Below are 13,984 nucleotides of genomic sequence, written 5' to 3'. Positions count from 1 at the left end.
CGTAAATGCCGAGGTGGTCCGGAGTACTCGTGTTGTCGGTCGACGGTGACCAGTTTTATGGAGCGGCGCCTTCGCCGCACGTTTCCTGATTTTACTTTGAAAGGGGAGTGAGCGATGGCTGTCGGTTTCCATAGTCTTGGCTCCTATGTCCCGCCGAAGGTCGTGTCCAATGACGACATTGCCGAGTGGACCGGGGTGTCGACAGAGTGGATCGACACCCGGACAGGAGTGCAGCAACGCCGCTACGCTGATGAAGGGACGACGACGTCCGATCTAGCGGTACTCGCTGCCAAGCAGGTGATCAACCAGGCGCCGGCCGAGTCGGGGGACCTGGAGATGATCATCGTGGCCACCTCGACGCCGGATCAGCCGCAGCCCAGTACGGCGGCGATCGTGCAGGGCAAGCTCGGTTTGCCGGGCATCGCGGCGTTCGACGTGAACGCGGTGTGCAGCGGGTTCGTCTACAGCCTCACGGTGGCCAACGCGATGCTTTCGAACCGCGATGACGGGCGAACGGCCCTGGTGGTGGGTGCGGAGATGTATTCGCGCATCATGAACCGGACGGATCCGAAAACCGTGAGCCTGTTCGGGGACGGCGCCGGTGCGGCACTGTTAGGCCCGGTTCCGGACGGATACGGCATCCGTTCGTGCCGGATCAGTGCAGATGGGCAGTACCGCGACTATGTAGAGGTGCCCGCAGGCGGGACGCGGCAGCCCATCGACGCGGCAGCACGGGAAGCCGGCCGTCATCTGTTCCACATGCAGGGCCGCCCTGTGCGCGATTACGCGCTCGCGACGTTCCCCAAGGTGATCAAAGAGGTTCTTGCTGACGGCGGCCTGGATGCCGCGGACGTCGGGCGGTTCATCTTCCACCAGGCCAACACGCGCTTGGTCGAAGAGTGCGGTCGCCAGATGGGCCTGGATCCGGACCGGGTCCCCCTGACGGCACCAGAAGTGGGCAACACCGCAGCGGCTTCCATTCCGCTGGCCCTGCATTGGGAGCACCAGCGGCGTCCGTTCCGGCGCGGAGAGCATCTCGTGCTGGCGGCGGTCGGCGGCGGCATGACCGCAGGCGCCGCCCTGGTCACTTGGTACTGACGCGCACCACGGCTCCAAGAATCTGCCGCACTTGTCAGGACGTGAGAGGAACGCCAGACATGCGTCTGAAAGGAAAGACCGCCGTCATAACAGGCGGAACCCGCGGGCTCGGGCGTGCGATCGCCGAGCGGTACCTCGTGGAGGGTGCGAGCGTGGTGTGCGCCTCTCGCTCGCCGCACGAGGTGAAGGAGCTGGTCGACGAGGTTCCTGATCGCGTCGTCTACCACGAAGTGGAGGTCGCGGATCCGGCGTCGGTAGACGGACTGATGCGTTTCGCCGTCGACACCTTCGGACGTCTGGACATAGTCGTCGCCAACGCCGGTGTGCACCGCGACGCCAAGGTGGAACGGCTCGACCCCGCGCACTGGAACGAAATGGTCGGCACCAATCTCACTGGAGTGTACTTGTGTACCCGGGCCGCGGTGCCACACTTGCGCCAATCTGGCGGGGGCCGCATCATCAACGTCTCCTCGTTGATGGCCGGCAGGGTAGCGGTTGGCGCGGCGGGGTACTGCGCCACGAAGGCTGCCGTCGAAATGCTCACCCGCGTCAGCGCAATCGAACTGGGCCCCAAGGGAATCTTGGTTAACTGCTTGTCGCCCGGGTTCATCGACGAGGGCATGGGGCAGGCTGTGGCAAGCAACGACAAGTTGTGGCAGACCTATCGGCGACGGCTTGCGCTCGGGCGCGCAGGCCAGGCCTCAGAACTGGCCGATGCGGCGGTCTTCCTCGCCGGAGGGGAGAGCACGTACATCAACGGCCACGTCCTCGAGGTCAACGGGGGCCTATTGTGGGCGTAGCCGCCGGAGAAGCGATCTTGGTCGGCACGTGGCGGCTAGTCTCCTACATAGCAACCGACACAAGCCAACAATGCGTAGCCCACCCGCTGGGCGCTGCGCCCCGCGGTCTGCTGATCTACACGGCGGACGGGCACATGTCCGCGCAAGTAGCCGGTGTCGGCAGTCGCACGGGTCTGAAGGACCCTGCCGAACCGGGCACGAGCCTCGATCGGCCACTCTACGTCGGCTATGGGGGAATCTACGAACAGCACGGTGACCAAGTCATCCACCGGACCGTCCTTGGCAGCCTGCCCGAAGTGGACAGAGCGGACGTCACCCGCACCGTCGAGGTGAAAGGCGACACGCTCATCCTGCGCGCGCCATCGGCGGTACGCGAATGGGACGAGGTCGTCCTGACCTGGCGGCGCGTCAGAGAGACTCTCCTTGCCGCCACCGCCACATAGATGCCGCATATCAACGCCCGCCAGCGATCGCTCCGTGCTCGAAGCCCGCCCGGACGCGCTCGCTGAATTCTCGATACGCCATATGACTCATCAGAAGGCGTTGCAGACAGTCGGAGGAGATGACGATGTCCGTACAGGATTCACAAAGCGCAAAGCCAGTGCAGCGCCAGCGATACGAGTTGCACGACGACGTGCCCGACGTAGTTCGCAACGGCGCCCGCAGGTTCGCGGCGATTCAAGCGCTCAACGAAATGATCGGTTCGATGATCTATGTGCCGTGGATCACGCGTGCACCCAGCTACGCCCGCAAGCAGATGATGATCGCGAAAGTGCAGGACGAGATCGGACATGGCCACATGTCGGCGCGCGTCGCTGCCGATCTCGGCAAACCGTGGGAGGAGATCCTGGTCGACTACCTCGAGGGACGCGCATTCCTGCACAACATATTCCACTACGAGTTCGAGTCATGGGAGGAATTCGGGGCTGGCGGATTGCTGATGAACTCAGCGGCTATTGTCCAGTTCCGATCGCTTCTTCAAGGCGTGTATCTGCCGTATGCCCGCGCTTTGAAGCGCGTCGCTCGCGAGGAGTCGTTTCACTTCCAGCATTCGATCGACATTACTTGGGAAGTCATGGAATACGGGAACGATAGGCAGCGAAGTCGGATCCAAGCCGCATTCGAGACATGGCTGCCCCGGGTTCTCGCCTTCCTCGGGCCGCCTGACGCCGAGACGATCCATGAGAACGCCATGTGGAAGGCGGGCCTCAAGCCGCACAGCAACGACGAGGTACGGCAGCAGTGGCTGAACAAGACAATCCCGGTGTTCCGGAAGCTGGGGATCCACACAGATCCGGACCTGGTCTGCGAGACGTCCGCAGGGCAGTGGACCTACGCGCAACCCGACTGGGCCGAGACCAAGCGGATCATTCGCAACGAGGGCCCCTCGTCGACGGCCCGTCTGGAACACGCACGAACTGTGCTCGAGCGCAACGCCGACTACCGGCGCACCTGCAAGGCGGCTGCCTGATGCCTCGCGCGCTCAACGAGGACGGAATCTTCGAGGCCTTCATCCAGTCCGGGGCGGAAGGTGAGGTAACGCATGTCGGCTCAGTCCTTGCCGGCGACCGCATGACGGCCTGGCGGCTGGCGAAAGACGCTTATGGCCGGAGGGACGACCTCCGTCAACTCTGGGTGGCCAGCCGCGCGGACATGGTGGTCTCCACGCCCGACGACCTGCGGGTCTTGGCCGCGAAGACCCGGATGCCGCATCGCCAAGCCGCCTTTGCGCTGGAACGCCGGGAGACCCGGGACCGCGTGCCGAGTTCTCCCGCAGCGGCTGAAGCGATGGTCGGCGACGGAGTCTCGCCGGACCGGCGACTGTGGGCTGTGCTCGCCGATGATCTTTTCCTGCACGCTCATTTCCTCTCTGCCGGCCTTTACGACTTCGTCGAGCTCGAGACGTCGCTGGCCTCTGGATCGATAGCTCAGGAGGACCTCGCCCACGCCAAGGCCCTAGCCCAACAGTGCGGTGTTGCAACGCCTGACATCGACGCGTACTTCTTCGACCGTCCAGCCGAATCCTGGTGGCCCAGCAAGCTCTGGCGGAGTACCGACAACGGTTGGCCTTTCATCGTCGCGCGAGGCATCCTGATCGCCTCGTCGATCTCCACACTGGCGTCCTCCTGCCTGGGAGAAGTTGATGACGAATGGCGGTCACTGCTCGTCGTCGTTGCCGACGAGCAACAGCGGCACCTCGACCATTGGAGCGCTGCGGCGCACCGGCTGACAGCAAGCCCTGAGCTCAACCTTGATTTCCTCCACACGTTAGGTGCCGTCATCGCAAGCGGCGGAGATCTCTTCGGAACACCGGGAGACTCAGCCGGCGACATTCGCGGGCACCGCCTGGTTCCGATCGCCTTTGAGCACGCAGGTCTCCGGAAAGAATGGTGCTCAATGTGGCCAGACTATCCGCAGCAGCGGAACGTCGGAACAGAGAGCAAGGTGCTTGAGTCAGTTCTGAGCGACCTGCGGTACATTCGCGCTGAGTACGCCCAGGGAGTCATCATATGACTACCGCGAGATCATTCAGTTCGAGTGAAGGTTGCAGGGAAGGCGTGACGGCCATCGTGTGGTCCGAACTCGCGACTGTCCTCGACCCGGAGATCGACATCTCGCTGCTCGACCTGGGCGTCATAAGGAGCATCGAAATCGACGGACAGTCCATCACGATAGTGATGGCGCCGACGCGAACAGCATGTCCTGGTGTGCACGAAATGAAGCGCCGCGTCATCGAGGCGGTGCACCGTGCTGTGCCCGACGCGAACGTGGAGATAAAATGGAAGATCGGGATCTGGAATCCGTCGTGTGTTTCGGATCGGGGACGCAAGGTTCTTCAATCTGCCGGGTACATCGTGGCGGAAGAAGGAGTTTCCCGACCGCTGACGTGTCCCTATTGTTCGTCCGTCAAGGTGCGACGGGATGGTGACTTCGGCGGCAGCGTATGCAAAACCCCCTTTAGCTGTCGTGCGTGTGGATCAACATTCGACCTGCTGGGTGCCGATCAATGCGTGTCCTGCAGGGGGCCGCGAGACATCCTCCAGATTGCTTCCCCTCCGCGGTAGTCCGCAGTTCTGCTGTGTGGCAAGGGGATCCGGTTTGAGGTTTAACACAGTTGGTAACCGCCGCAACCCGATCGCCGAGCAAGTCCGCGGCTCCGCCGAGTCCGGCCGAATCGGGACGGTCTTCTGCTTCGCCTTGGAAGAAACACGTGAGTGAGGAGTACTCGGATGACGGGAGCCATTAAGGCCTGGGCCGGCCGTAGGAACACACGGATTCTCGGTGTGGGCGCCTATCGTCCCCGTACGGCCCTGACGAACGCGGACATATTGAAGCATCTAGATTCCAGTGACGAGTGGATTCGACGACGGTCAGGGGTCGTGACACGGCATCGAGCGGACCGGCAGGAAACACTCGCCTACATGGCGGTGGAGGCGGGCAAGGGTGCGCTGAAGAGTGCGGGCATCACGGCGGACGACGTCGACCTGATCATCGTTGCGACGGCGACGCGGATGCGCCAGATACCGCATGTCTCTCCTGAAATCGCCTTTAAGATCGGTGCCGGAACCACGGCGGCATTCGACGTTTCAGCGGGCTGTGCGGGTTTCGTCTACGGTCTCAATATCGCGCATTCTTCGGTCACTTCCGGTTCCGCGCGGAATGTGCTCGTCATCGGAGTAGAGAGACTGTTGGACGTCACTGATCCAACGGATCGGGGTACTGCGTTCCTCATGGGCGATGGGGCTGGTGCGGTCGTCGTAGGCGTCTCCGACGCCCCCGCAATAGGGCCCGTGATCTGGGGTTCTGACGGGAGTCGCTCGGATCTGCTGCAGCAATCCGTAGCCTGGGATGAACTCCGCGAATCGTACGAAAAAGGGAAGCCCGAGCAGCCATGGCCGTCGCTCCGCATGCAGGGGCGAGAGGTGTTTCGCTGGGCAGTATGGCAGATGGCCGACGTTGCGCGCGAGGCACTTGACACGGCCGGCGTATCGGTCGCCGAGCTGGACGCATTTATTCCCCATCAAGCAAACATGCGAATAACTGATTCCCTGGTCAAGGAATTGAAACTGCCGGAACGTGTTGTCGTCGCCCGAGACGTCTCGGATACCGGCAACACCAGCGCGGCATCGATTCCGTTGGCAATGGAGAAGCTGCTGTCCTCTGGGCAGGTCTCCAGCGGTGCTACCGCCTTGATGATCGGCTTCGGCGCCGGACTTTCGTACGCTGGCGTTGTCGCCCGGCTGCCTTAAACTCAGAAGGGAGCAACCTGGTGTTGAAGCATTCTTACCGATGTCCGTTGCGCTGGTCTGACATGGACGCCTTCGGGCACGTCAACAACGTTGCCTACTTTCGCTACCTCGAGGAATCTCGGGTCGATCTGGTGTTTCGGCTCGCACCACAACATGAAGGACAGGAACTCTCCCGGGGCAGCGTTGTCAGTCGGCAAGAGATCCGATACCTGCGACCGATGGAATACAGGGAAGCGCCGGTCGTCGTGGAGACATGGGTAGTCGACATCAAGGCGGCGGCACTCACCTTCGCCTCCGTAATTCGCGATAGCGATGAGGTTTACGCACACGGGTCAACGGTTCTGACTCCGTACGATCTGCAGACCGGCCGTCCTCGGCGGATCACCCCCAAAGAACGTGAATTCTTCGAGTTCTACCTCGAGAAGCCTGGGCTCGCGGAAGCTAAGGATTGACAATGACCAGCGTTGTGCCGGAAAACGAATTGCTCGGCTTAACACTGGCCGGCGGCGTAGCTGTCATCCGCCTCACGCGTCCGCCCGTCAACGCGATGAGCTTCGCCCTTCAAGGGCAGTTGTCGTCCGTCGCCGAGACGGTAGCTCATGATGACGACGTCCGTGTCGTTGTGCTGCACGGGGGCGAGAGAATGTTCTCGGCCGGCGCTGACATCAAGGAGATGGCGGCGTCCGGCCACCCGGAGATGATCCAGCGCGCACGTCGCCTCCAACGGGCATTCAATGCGGTCGCGGAGATCCCGAAGCCGGTCATCGCCGCGGTCGAAGGGCCAGCTCTTGGGGGTGGCTGTGAACTCGCGTTGTGCGCCGACTTCCGTATCTGCGCCAGAGACAGCCAGGTCGGCTTGCCCGAGATCCTGCTCGGGCTGATTCCAGGCGCGGGCGGAACACAGCGGCTGGCACGGCTCGTGGGACCATCGAGGGCCAAGGAACTCATCATGACCGGTCGCGCTGTGGAAGCCGACGAGGCGCTGTCGATCGGTCTCGTCGATAAGGTCGCCGATACAGGCGAGGTGTTCCGCGCCGCGATGGACTGGGCCGTCCGGCTGGCCGCCGGTCCGCGGTATGCACTTCGCGCCGCGAAGGAAGCCATCGATCGCGGTCTCGAGACGAATCTCAGTGCTGGTTTGGAGATCGAGCGCGCCCTGTTCGCGGGATTGTTCGCCACCGATGACGCATCGGTTGGCCTTCGCAGCTTCTGTTCGAACGGCCCGGGCAAGGCCCGGTTCGATTAGACGGACGAAGGCGGTTGGACGGAAGGTCAGCGGGTCCAGGCTGCGCCCAGCGGGCTCGCGGGGAGATGGGATGCCCATGGTGAGGACTGTCTGCACCGGGGACGCTACGAGCGGAGGTGATGGCGGCGGCCGGTTCACGTCGGAAGCGGCGGCATTCGGCAAGACCACTCCATGATGCCGCCCTTTCCGGCGTCGACGCAGGCATTGCAGGGTGGTGCCCGGGTGGTTGGTCATTCAAGGTGCACTTCGCCGACACCGGCTTCGGTAAGAAGGACGCTGGTCTGCGGTTCAAGGCGAAGAGCTGCAGACCGTGTTCCCCGGCGTGATTGGAAGGAGAGTTGGTGTTCAACGCATTCCGACCTGGCGAAATCCGCCTGGGCAACCTGCCGTGCGGGCACTGCGGTCTGCCCGCGCTGGCCTTCATCCCATCGGTGAGAGTGCGGCATCGCCACCGCTGGTGCACGATCAGCGATCGAAACTCGCAGCGCTCGCGACCCGCGCTAGCGGAGACAGAGCGAAAAGGGCCAGCGACATGACCGCCATCGATCTCGGGTTGCCGCAGCTGGGCGGCATCGACCTGGTGCCGACCGCCGACGAACCGCAGAAGGCCAAGGACTACAAGTCCGATCAGGAAGTCCGCTGGTGTCCCGGCTGCGGCGACTACGTGGTGCTCAACGCCGTGCAGTCGTTCCTGCCGACGCTCGGCCTCAAGCGCGAGAACATCGTCTTCATCTCCGGCATCGGCTGCTCGTCGCGGTTCCCGTACTACCTCAACACCTACGGGATGCACTCGATCCACGGCCGTGCGCCGTCGATCGCGACCGGGCTGGCCACCACCCGTCCGGACCTGTCGGTGTGGGTCGTCACCGGTGACGGCGACGCGCTCTCCATCGGCGGCAACCACCTGATCCACGCGCTGCGGCGCAACGTGAACATCAAGATCCTGCTGTTCAACAACCGGATCTACGGGCTCACCAAGGGCCAGTACTCGCCCACCTCCGGGCAGGGCATGGTCACCAAGTCCACGCCGATGGGTTCGCTGGACACCCCGTTCAACCCGCTGTCGCTGGCGATCGGCGCGGAAGCGTCGTTCGTCGGCCGCGCCCTGGACTCCGACCGCAAGGGCCTCACCGAGGTGCTGGAAGCGGCGGCCCGCCACCGCGGTTCGGCGCTGGTGGAGATCTACCAGAACTGCCCGATCTTCAACGACGGCGCGTTCGACGTGCTCAAGGACAAGGACGAGGCCGCCTCCCGGCTCATCCCGCTGCGGGCCGGCGAGCCGATCCGGTTCGGCCCGGAAGGCGAGTACGGCGTCCGCCGCAGCGACTGGGGCGGGCTGGACGTCGGCAAGGTCGCCGATATCGGCGAGGAGAACCTGGTGGTCCACGACCCGACGATCGCGGACACGTCGTATGCGTTCGCGCTGACCAGGCTCGGCGACCAGAACCTCAACCATGTGCCCACCGGCATCCTGCGCCAGGTGGAACGGACCACCTACGACGACGCCGCCCGGGCACAGGTCGAACAGGCCCGTGAAGCGCGGACGCCGGACCTGCAGGGCCTATTGCGCGGCACCGACACCTGGACTGTCGGGTGATGGCACGGATTCGTGACGGTTGAGGGTGAGAAGAACGTCATCGTCTGTCTGACTAAGTCTTAGATCAGGGAGTAAAAGTGTCGTTGGAAGGTCTATTCAGCCTGGAGGGAAAGACCGCACTCGTCACGGGGGCATCGCGCGGGATCGGGCGTGCAGTGGCGCTGGGGCTCGCGAGGGCCGGTGCGAATGTCGCGGTCCTTGCCCGCACGACGGAAGCTCTCGAGGAGGTCGCTGCTGAGATACGTTCGGTTGGGCGTGAGAGCATGGTGCTGACTTGTGATGTCACTGATCGTTCGCAGGTTGATTTGGCAGTATCGGACGCTGTGGCCGGCCTTGGCCATCTCGATATCTCGGTGCACAACGCCGGAGGGTTTGCGCATCTGGGGCCTCTCTTGGATCTTCGGGAAGAAGACTGGTCCGGAATTATTCAAGCGAACCTGTATTCGGCGATATACTTTTGTCGTGCTGTTGGCGCACATATGGTCTCGCGGGGTACGGGAGCGGTGGTCAATGTAGCGTCGATCGCGGGGACAGCAGGGTTTCCAATGGCGTCCCCGTACTCGGCTGCCAAAGCCGGAACGATCGCGCTCACTAGGTCGCTAGGGGCGGAATGGGCGGCGTCGGGCGTGCGGGCGAACGCTCTCGTTCCAGGATGGGTGAGTACCGACCTGACTGCCTCGTTCGTCAAGGACCCGGCCGCAGCTGACGGATTGCTCCACGCGGTCCCTGTGCGGAGGTGGGGCAAGCCCGAAGACTTGGTTGGAGCTGCGATCTTCTTGGCAAGCGATGCATCCCGGCTTGTCACCGGCAGTTCGCTGGTAGTCGATGGCGGTCTGACGTGTTATACCGGAGGTCCGACGACCCTCGACCTGCTGTCGAAGGGGCGAGTCGCAGTGTGATCAATCGCAGCCGATTTGACCGGCGAGCCGGTTGCGTGTGCCGGCCAGTCTCCGTCCAGCCAGTGTCTCTCTCGCTTCCCGGCGTGCGTTCGGCGTTGTCTGCGGGGGAGTAAGGGAGCGATGTCGGTTTCTCCTCAGCGCCGATGCGTCCCGGAAATGACGGGCACCATTATGCGCAGACCGGCAGGATGCTGCAGACGGAGGCAAGTATGGTCAAAATTCGCGGGCGCGAGATTCCTTTGGCGACCACGATGGTCGGCGGGTACCCGCGACCACACTGGCTGCACGGGAGAGTGTTCGGCTGGGGAGACGGGCCGCAGTACACCAGTATGGAGCAGCGGGTCGCCTACGAAGACGCGCTCAAGGTGTGCGTCCACGATCAGGCGAAGGCAGGCCTCGATCTGCTCTCGGACGGAATGCAGTTCGAGGACAGCGAGGCACACGGTTACCAGATCGACGTGATTTTTCACCTTATTCCCGAGATGCTCGGGGGAATCTCGAACTTCGGGGATCCCAACCCGATGCCGCAATGGTCCGCATACTACGTGTCGGAAGTCGTGGACAAGATCACCTGGAAGCGTCCGATCTTCCAAGGTGTCGTCGACGGCATGAAACGCGTGACCGGCGACCCGTTCAAACTGAGCATCGTGGGGCCGGCTCAGCTCGCGATCATGTTGAAGGATCTCCACTACAACGACCAGCGCGCGGTCGCGCTCGACCTTGCGGCAGCGCTGAACCATGAGCTGAAGCGGCTGCATCAGATCTACGGGCTCGATTCGGTCCAGATCGTCGATATTTCGCCGCATTACATCGACAAGCAGTCCTGGCAGAGCGAAGCGAACTGCCGCATGTTCGAGGGACTGGACGACGTGCTGAAGGTGTGGCACGTGTGTTACGGCCGCACCGAAGGCCAAGTCGCCGTGTTCGAGAACAAGGTGGCGAACGTCCTGCGAGTGTTCGCGGAGACGAACATCGACGTGTTGATGCACGAGATGGCCGGGCGCGACTATGCCGAGATCGCAAGCTTCAAACGGTTCCCTGAAGACAAGATCCTCTGCGCGGGCGTGATCAACGACCACGAGATGCAGATCGAGACGCACGACGAGGTGGCGCACGGCATTCGGCAGCTGCTGGAGGTCATCCCACCGGAACGGCTGATGCTTGCGCAGGACTGCGGACTGCGCTGGGTCCCCCGGCACATTGCCGCTGCCAAACTGCAGGTGATGTGCGACGCGGCGCGAACCGTCCGCTCGGAGCTGTAAACCTCTCTGAGCGGCACAAAGCGGCGGCTGCGCCCCTGCGAGGGGAGGACGCAGCCGTCGCGTGTCCTGGCCGCTGGAATCAGGGATATCTCGGGCCGGGCGGATGCTCGATCAGGTGCGCGCACTGGAACACGGCCGCTTCCTCGGGTGCGACGAGCTGCAGCCCGATCGGAAGCCCTTCGATCGAGATACCGCAGGGCATTGTCAGAGCAGCCACCGGGCAGAAGTTCATCGGTGCACACAGCCGGGTCAGGGTTCGGTCGACGGGCGGCTGGTCGAGGTTCGCCCGGTCGTCGGCAAGAGCGGCAATACGCGGTGCGACGACCGGGACGGTGGGGAGTGCGATCACGTCGCAGTCGTCGAAGCAATGCATGAATGCTCCTACGAGCGGCCGGAGCTCGTCGAGCGCGTCATAGAGGTGATCGCGTGCGAGGCGGGACCCGTGTTCGAGGAATGCCCGCAAGCGGTCGCTGTACTTCTCTCGGTACTGGGGGAACCAACCGCGTGCGCGGTGCATATCGGCGGCATCGACGAGCAGCGGAACGCGACGATGCGGGTGCGAGTCGTCGAATCGCGGCGGGCGTACGTCGACGATCCGGACGTTGGGGACTGAGCCAAGGGCGTCGACGGAGGCGGCAACTGCGCGCAGCACGTCCGGTTCGACTGCGCCGAGCAGGTTGTTGGCCACGCGACCGACACACAACGGCCTGTCGCGCGGCGGAGCGTCGCTGGGGAGCATGCGATTCCACAGCAGCGCTGTGTCGGCGACGGTTCTGGCGATTGGGCCGCACGCGTCGAGCCGGGGCGAAACGGGAATGATCCCGCTTCGCGGCACGGAGTGGCGCCGCGGCATGAGACCGACGACTCCGCACAGAGCGGCTGGGATGCGGACGGATCCACCGGTGTCGGTGCCGGGTGCGCCGTAGCATTCGCCGGCTGCAACCGCTGCGGCAGACCCGCCGCTGGAGCCGCCGGCGATCCGGTCCGTGTCCCAGGGGTTGCGCGTCGACGGCGTGACCGCGCCGACCGCGAACTCCGGCAGCCGGGTCTTGCCGAGGATGACCGCGCCCGCGGCGCGCAAGGCACGGACGATGGCGGCGTCCGTCGAACTCGGTGCCGCGCCGCCGAGGAGGGCAGAGCCCGCTGCGGTCGGCATTCCGGCGACGTCGATGTTGTCCTTGACCGCGATCGGGATCCCATGGAGGGCTGACCGGGGTCCGCCGCGCGCAAGCTCGCCGTCCAATGCCGTTGCCTGGCGAAGCGCTCCTTCCCGGTCCGTGTGCGCGAATGCCGACACGGACGCTTCGACGGCGTCGATCGCGGCGAGGCACGCCGCCGTCAAATCCCTCGCTCGTACGGTGCCGTTGGCGATGTGTTCGGCCGCTGAGCGGGCGAGAATCATGCCCATGTCCGGCCCTTGGCGGTGTCGGGGCTGTCGATCGAGCCTCCCTTGCCGCCGACGCCGAGTTCGAAGCCGGTCGGGAACATGAGTTCGTGGGTGATGCGCGGCTTCTCTCCTGGGCCGTAGTGGCGTCCGTCGACAGGCCAGTGGAAGCCTTCGAGCTCATCGGTTCCCTTGCCGAGAATCTTGCCGCTGCGTTCGTACTCGTCCAGCACGGCCTGAAGCCCGTAACGCTGAATCGGGCAGACCTTCATGCACACGGCGCATCCGTGTGCTTGTGCCACGACCGGGAAGCACCGTTTGGTGTTGATCTTCGATTTGATCACGCCGCGGTGGTCTGCCCGGTTGAGGGGGATCGCGCCCGGCGGGCACCGCCGGACGCAGATCTGGCACTGGTCGCACAGCTTCGGGATGCCGTAGTCGGCCGGTCGGTCGAAGTCGAGCGGGGCGTTGGTGTTGACCAGGATGATGCGGCAGCGCGATCCGGCGTCCGGGGTCAGCAACTGGCCGTTGAGCCCCAGCTGTCCGAGCCCCGCGTCGACGGCGTAGTGGATCGCGACGCCGCGGCCGAGCGGGTCGTGGACTTCGGCGCGGTATCCGTGCGCGTGCAGGACGTCGGCCAGTTGGCAGGCCAGTTGCATGAGTTCGGCATAGGTGCTGAGCGCCGTCTGCTCGGATTTGCTGCTGGGGATGGCCTGTGTGGAGTCGTAGTTCTGCTCGAGTATGCAGACGACCATCCGGTCGCCGCATTCGGTGCCCTGCCATTGGTCGAATGTGTAGCGTTCGTCGTAGCGGGCGATGCCGATCGCGCTCAGCCCGACGGATGCGGCGGTGCTCTTCAGCAAGCTGGTCAGCTCGGCCGAAGAGCCCGCAGACGCTGGTGCGACGGGGGAGTTGAGTCGGTTGCGCGAACGTGCGGCGAGACGAGCCCGCCACATCCGCGGTGCAACGGGGAGCATGGACCGCCACATTGTGCCGCGCAGCCAGAGCATGGCTTTAGCGTTGGCTTGCGCGAAGTCCTTGAGCGGCGCTTCGCGAAATGCGCGTTCCTCGTGCTCCGGGACCCGTTGCACGCCGGGGCAGGTGCGAAGCGAATCCGGTATTTTGGGTGGATTTATCGGCCACGCGGTGCGCGGTGAGGCGTAGGCGCGGCGGAACCGTGCTGGCAGTGATGGCACCCAGCGCATGAGCGGGTTGAGGTACACGACCCCGGCCAGGTGGCGCAGCTTCTGACTAAGTGCTTCGCGGCGTGTGGACAATGTCATCGCCTTCTCGCATGGCTTGCGTCCGTCCCGCACCATCGCACTCGGCGGGCGCACGATCCGCATCTGCCCAGCACGCCAAAATCGTGCGTCCGGTTGTCGCGTGCGGTCCGCATCGTGCGGTTTCACTGCATGGTCTTGTCTCCGTCGGACAAGAGCGACGGCGGA

Annotated in this window: 14 protein-coding genes; 12 read left to right on the top strand and 2 right to left on the bottom strand. The window is 64.1% G+C overall.

Annotated elements, in window-relative coordinates:
* Positions 1 to 114: 114 nt before the first annotated feature.
* The 12 genes from AMYBE_RS0116320 to AMYBE_RS0116275 all read left to right on the top strand — a co-directional run bounded on the left by AMYBE_RS0116320 (position 115) and on the right by AMYBE_RS0116275 (position 11,152).
* Positions 115 to 1,098, top strand: a complete 984-nt coding sequence (locus tag AMYBE_RS0116320; protein ID WP_027927710.1) for a 3-oxoacyl-ACP synthase III family protein — start codon at positions 115 to 117, stop codon at positions 1,096 to 1,098.
* Between the two features lie 59 nt (positions 1,099 to 1,157).
* A complete protein-coding gene (locus AMYBE_RS0116315; RefSeq protein WP_020660462.1) occupies positions 1,158 to 1,898 on the top strand; it encodes an SDR family NAD(P)-dependent oxidoreductase in 741 nt (246 codons plus the stop codon).
* On the top strand, positions 1,889 to 2,341 hold the full coding sequence (locus tag AMYBE_RS44035; protein ID WP_245573207.1) for a lipocalin-like domain-containing protein: 453 nt from the start codon (positions 1,889 to 1,891) through the stop codon (positions 2,339 to 2,341). The genes AMYBE_RS0116315 and AMYBE_RS44035 overlap by 10 nt, the downstream gene beginning before the upstream one ends.
* A gap of 125 nt (positions 2,342 to 2,466) precedes the next feature.
* On the top strand, positions 2,467 to 3,369 hold the full coding sequence (locus tag AMYBE_RS0116305; RefSeq protein ID WP_169515240.1) for a Phenylacetic acid catabolic protein: 903 nt from the start codon (positions 2,467 to 2,469) through the stop codon (positions 3,367 to 3,369).
* Positions 3,369 to 4,412 (top strand): hypothetical protein, encoded by a 1,044-nt coding sequence (locus AMYBE_RS0116300; protein ID WP_020660459.1) that lies wholly within the window; start codon positions 3,369 to 3,371, stop codon positions 4,410 to 4,412. The genes AMYBE_RS0116305 and AMYBE_RS0116300 overlap by 1 nt, the downstream gene beginning before the upstream one ends.
* Before the next feature lie 44 nt (positions 4,413 to 4,456).
* Positions 4,457 to 4,963 carry an iron-sulfur cluster assembly protein gene (locus AMYBE_RS44030; RefSeq protein WP_169515237.1) on the top strand — a complete coding sequence of 169 codons (507 nt, stop codon included), beginning with the start codon at positions 4,457 to 4,459 and terminating at the stop codon, positions 4,961 to 4,963.
* Positions 4,964 to 5,128: 165 nt separating this feature from the next.
* A complete protein-coding gene (locus AMYBE_RS0116295; RefSeq protein ID WP_051124716.1) occupies positions 5,129 to 6,148 on the top strand; it encodes a beta-ketoacyl-ACP synthase III in 1,020 nt (339 codons plus the stop codon).
* Between the two features lie 20 nt (positions 6,149 to 6,168).
* Positions 6,169 to 6,600 carry an acyl-CoA thioesterase gene (locus AMYBE_RS0116290; RefSeq protein WP_027927708.1) on the top strand — a complete coding sequence of 144 codons (432 nt, stop codon included), beginning with the start codon at positions 6,169 to 6,171 and terminating at the stop codon, positions 6,598 to 6,600.
* 2 nt (positions 6,601 to 6,602) lie between these two features.
* Positions 6,603 to 7,394, top strand: a complete 792-nt coding sequence (locus AMYBE_RS0116285; protein WP_020660456.1) for an enoyl-CoA hydratase/isomerase family protein — start codon at positions 6,603 to 6,605, stop codon at positions 7,392 to 7,394.
* A 532-nt stretch (positions 7,395 to 7,926) separates the two neighbouring features.
* Positions 7,927 to 8,991: a 2-oxoacid:ferredoxin oxidoreductase subunit beta gene (locus AMYBE_RS0116280; protein WP_020660455.1), complete on the top strand. Its 1,065-nt coding sequence runs from the start codon at positions 7,927 to 7,929 to the stop codon at positions 8,989 to 8,991.
* 77 nt (positions 8,992 to 9,068) lie between these two features.
* Positions 9,069 to 9,890 (top strand): SDR family NAD(P)-dependent oxidoreductase, encoded by an 822-nt coding sequence (locus AMYBE_RS44025; RefSeq protein ID WP_211226823.1) that lies wholly within the window; start codon positions 9,069 to 9,071, stop codon positions 9,888 to 9,890.
* A gap of 188 nt (positions 9,891 to 10,078) precedes the next feature.
* Positions 10,079 to 11,152: a hypothetical protein gene (locus AMYBE_RS0116275; RefSeq protein WP_245573206.1), complete on the top strand. Its 1,074-nt coding sequence runs from the start codon at positions 10,079 to 10,081 to the stop codon at positions 11,150 to 11,152.
* Positions 11,153 to 11,231: 79 nt separating this feature from the next.
* Here AMYBE_RS0116275 and AMYBE_RS41795 read toward each other — a convergent pair whose 3' ends face one another.
* Both AMYBE_RS41795 and AMYBE_RS0116265 read right to left on the bottom strand, forming a co-directional pair.
* The gene (locus AMYBE_RS41795; protein ID WP_020660453.1) at positions 11,232 to 12,554 is read right to left on the bottom strand and encodes an amidase; all 1,323 of its coding nucleotides are present in this window, start codon (positions 12,552 to 12,554) and stop codon (positions 11,232 to 11,234) included.
* Positions 12,551 to 13,882 carry a hypothetical protein gene (locus AMYBE_RS0116265; protein ID WP_169515236.1) on the bottom strand — a complete coding sequence of 444 codons (1,332 nt, stop codon included), beginning with the start codon at positions 13,880 to 13,882 and terminating at the stop codon, positions 12,551 to 12,553. The genes AMYBE_RS41795 and AMYBE_RS0116265 overlap by 4 nt, the downstream gene beginning before the upstream one ends.
* Positions 13,883 to 13,984 lie beyond the last annotated feature (102 nt).

The organism is Amycolatopsis benzoatilytica AK 16/65 (genome assembly GCF_000383915.1).
Lineage (GTDB): Bacteria > Actinomycetota > Actinomycetes > Mycobacteriales > Pseudonocardiaceae > Amycolatopsis > Amycolatopsis benzoatilytica.
Note: the sequence above shows the minus strand (reverse complement) of the source record. Positions and strands in the feature narration are given on the sequence as shown.

What these genes read in the sequence shown, in the direction of transcription:
- AMYBE_RS41795 (WP_020660453.1), bottom strand. Translation starts at nt 12,554, where the DNA reads ATGATTCTCGCCCGCTCAGCGGCCGAACACATCGCCAACGGCACCGTA.
- AMYBE_RS0116305 (WP_169515240.1), top strand. Translation starts at nt 2,467, where the DNA reads ATGTCCGTACAGGATTCACAAAGCGCAAAGCCAGTGCAGCGCCAGCGA.
- AMYBE_RS0116280 (WP_020660455.1), top strand. Translation starts at nt 7,927, where the DNA reads ATGACCGCCATCGATCTCGGGTTGCCGCAGCTGGGCGGCATCGACCTG.
- AMYBE_RS0116265 (WP_169515236.1), bottom strand. Translation starts at nt 13,882, where the DNA reads ATGCGGATCGTGCGCCCGCCGAGTGCGATGGTGCGGGACGGACGCAAG.
- AMYBE_RS0116320 (WP_027927710.1), top strand. Translation starts at nt 115, where the DNA reads ATGGCTGTCGGTTTCCATAGTCTTGGCTCCTATGTCCCGCCGAAGGTC.
- AMYBE_RS0116285 (WP_020660456.1), top strand. Translation starts at nt 6,603, where the DNA reads ATGACCAGCGTTGTGCCGGAAAACGAATTGCTCGGCTTAACACTGGCC.
- AMYBE_RS0116315 (WP_020660462.1), top strand. Translation starts at nt 1,158, where the DNA reads ATGCGTCTGAAAGGAAAGACCGCCGTCATAACAGGCGGAACCCGCGGG.
- AMYBE_RS0116275 (WP_245573206.1), top strand. Translation starts at nt 10,079, where the DNA reads ATGCTGCAGACGGAGGCAAGTATGGTCAAAATTCGCGGGCGCGAGATT.
- AMYBE_RS0116295 (WP_051124716.1), top strand. Translation starts at nt 5,129, where the DNA reads ATGACGGGAGCCATTAAGGCCTGGGCCGGCCGTAGGAACACACGGATT.
- AMYBE_RS0116300 (WP_020660459.1), top strand. Translation starts at nt 3,369, where the DNA reads ATGCCTCGCGCGCTCAACGAGGACGGAATCTTCGAGGCCTTCATCCAG.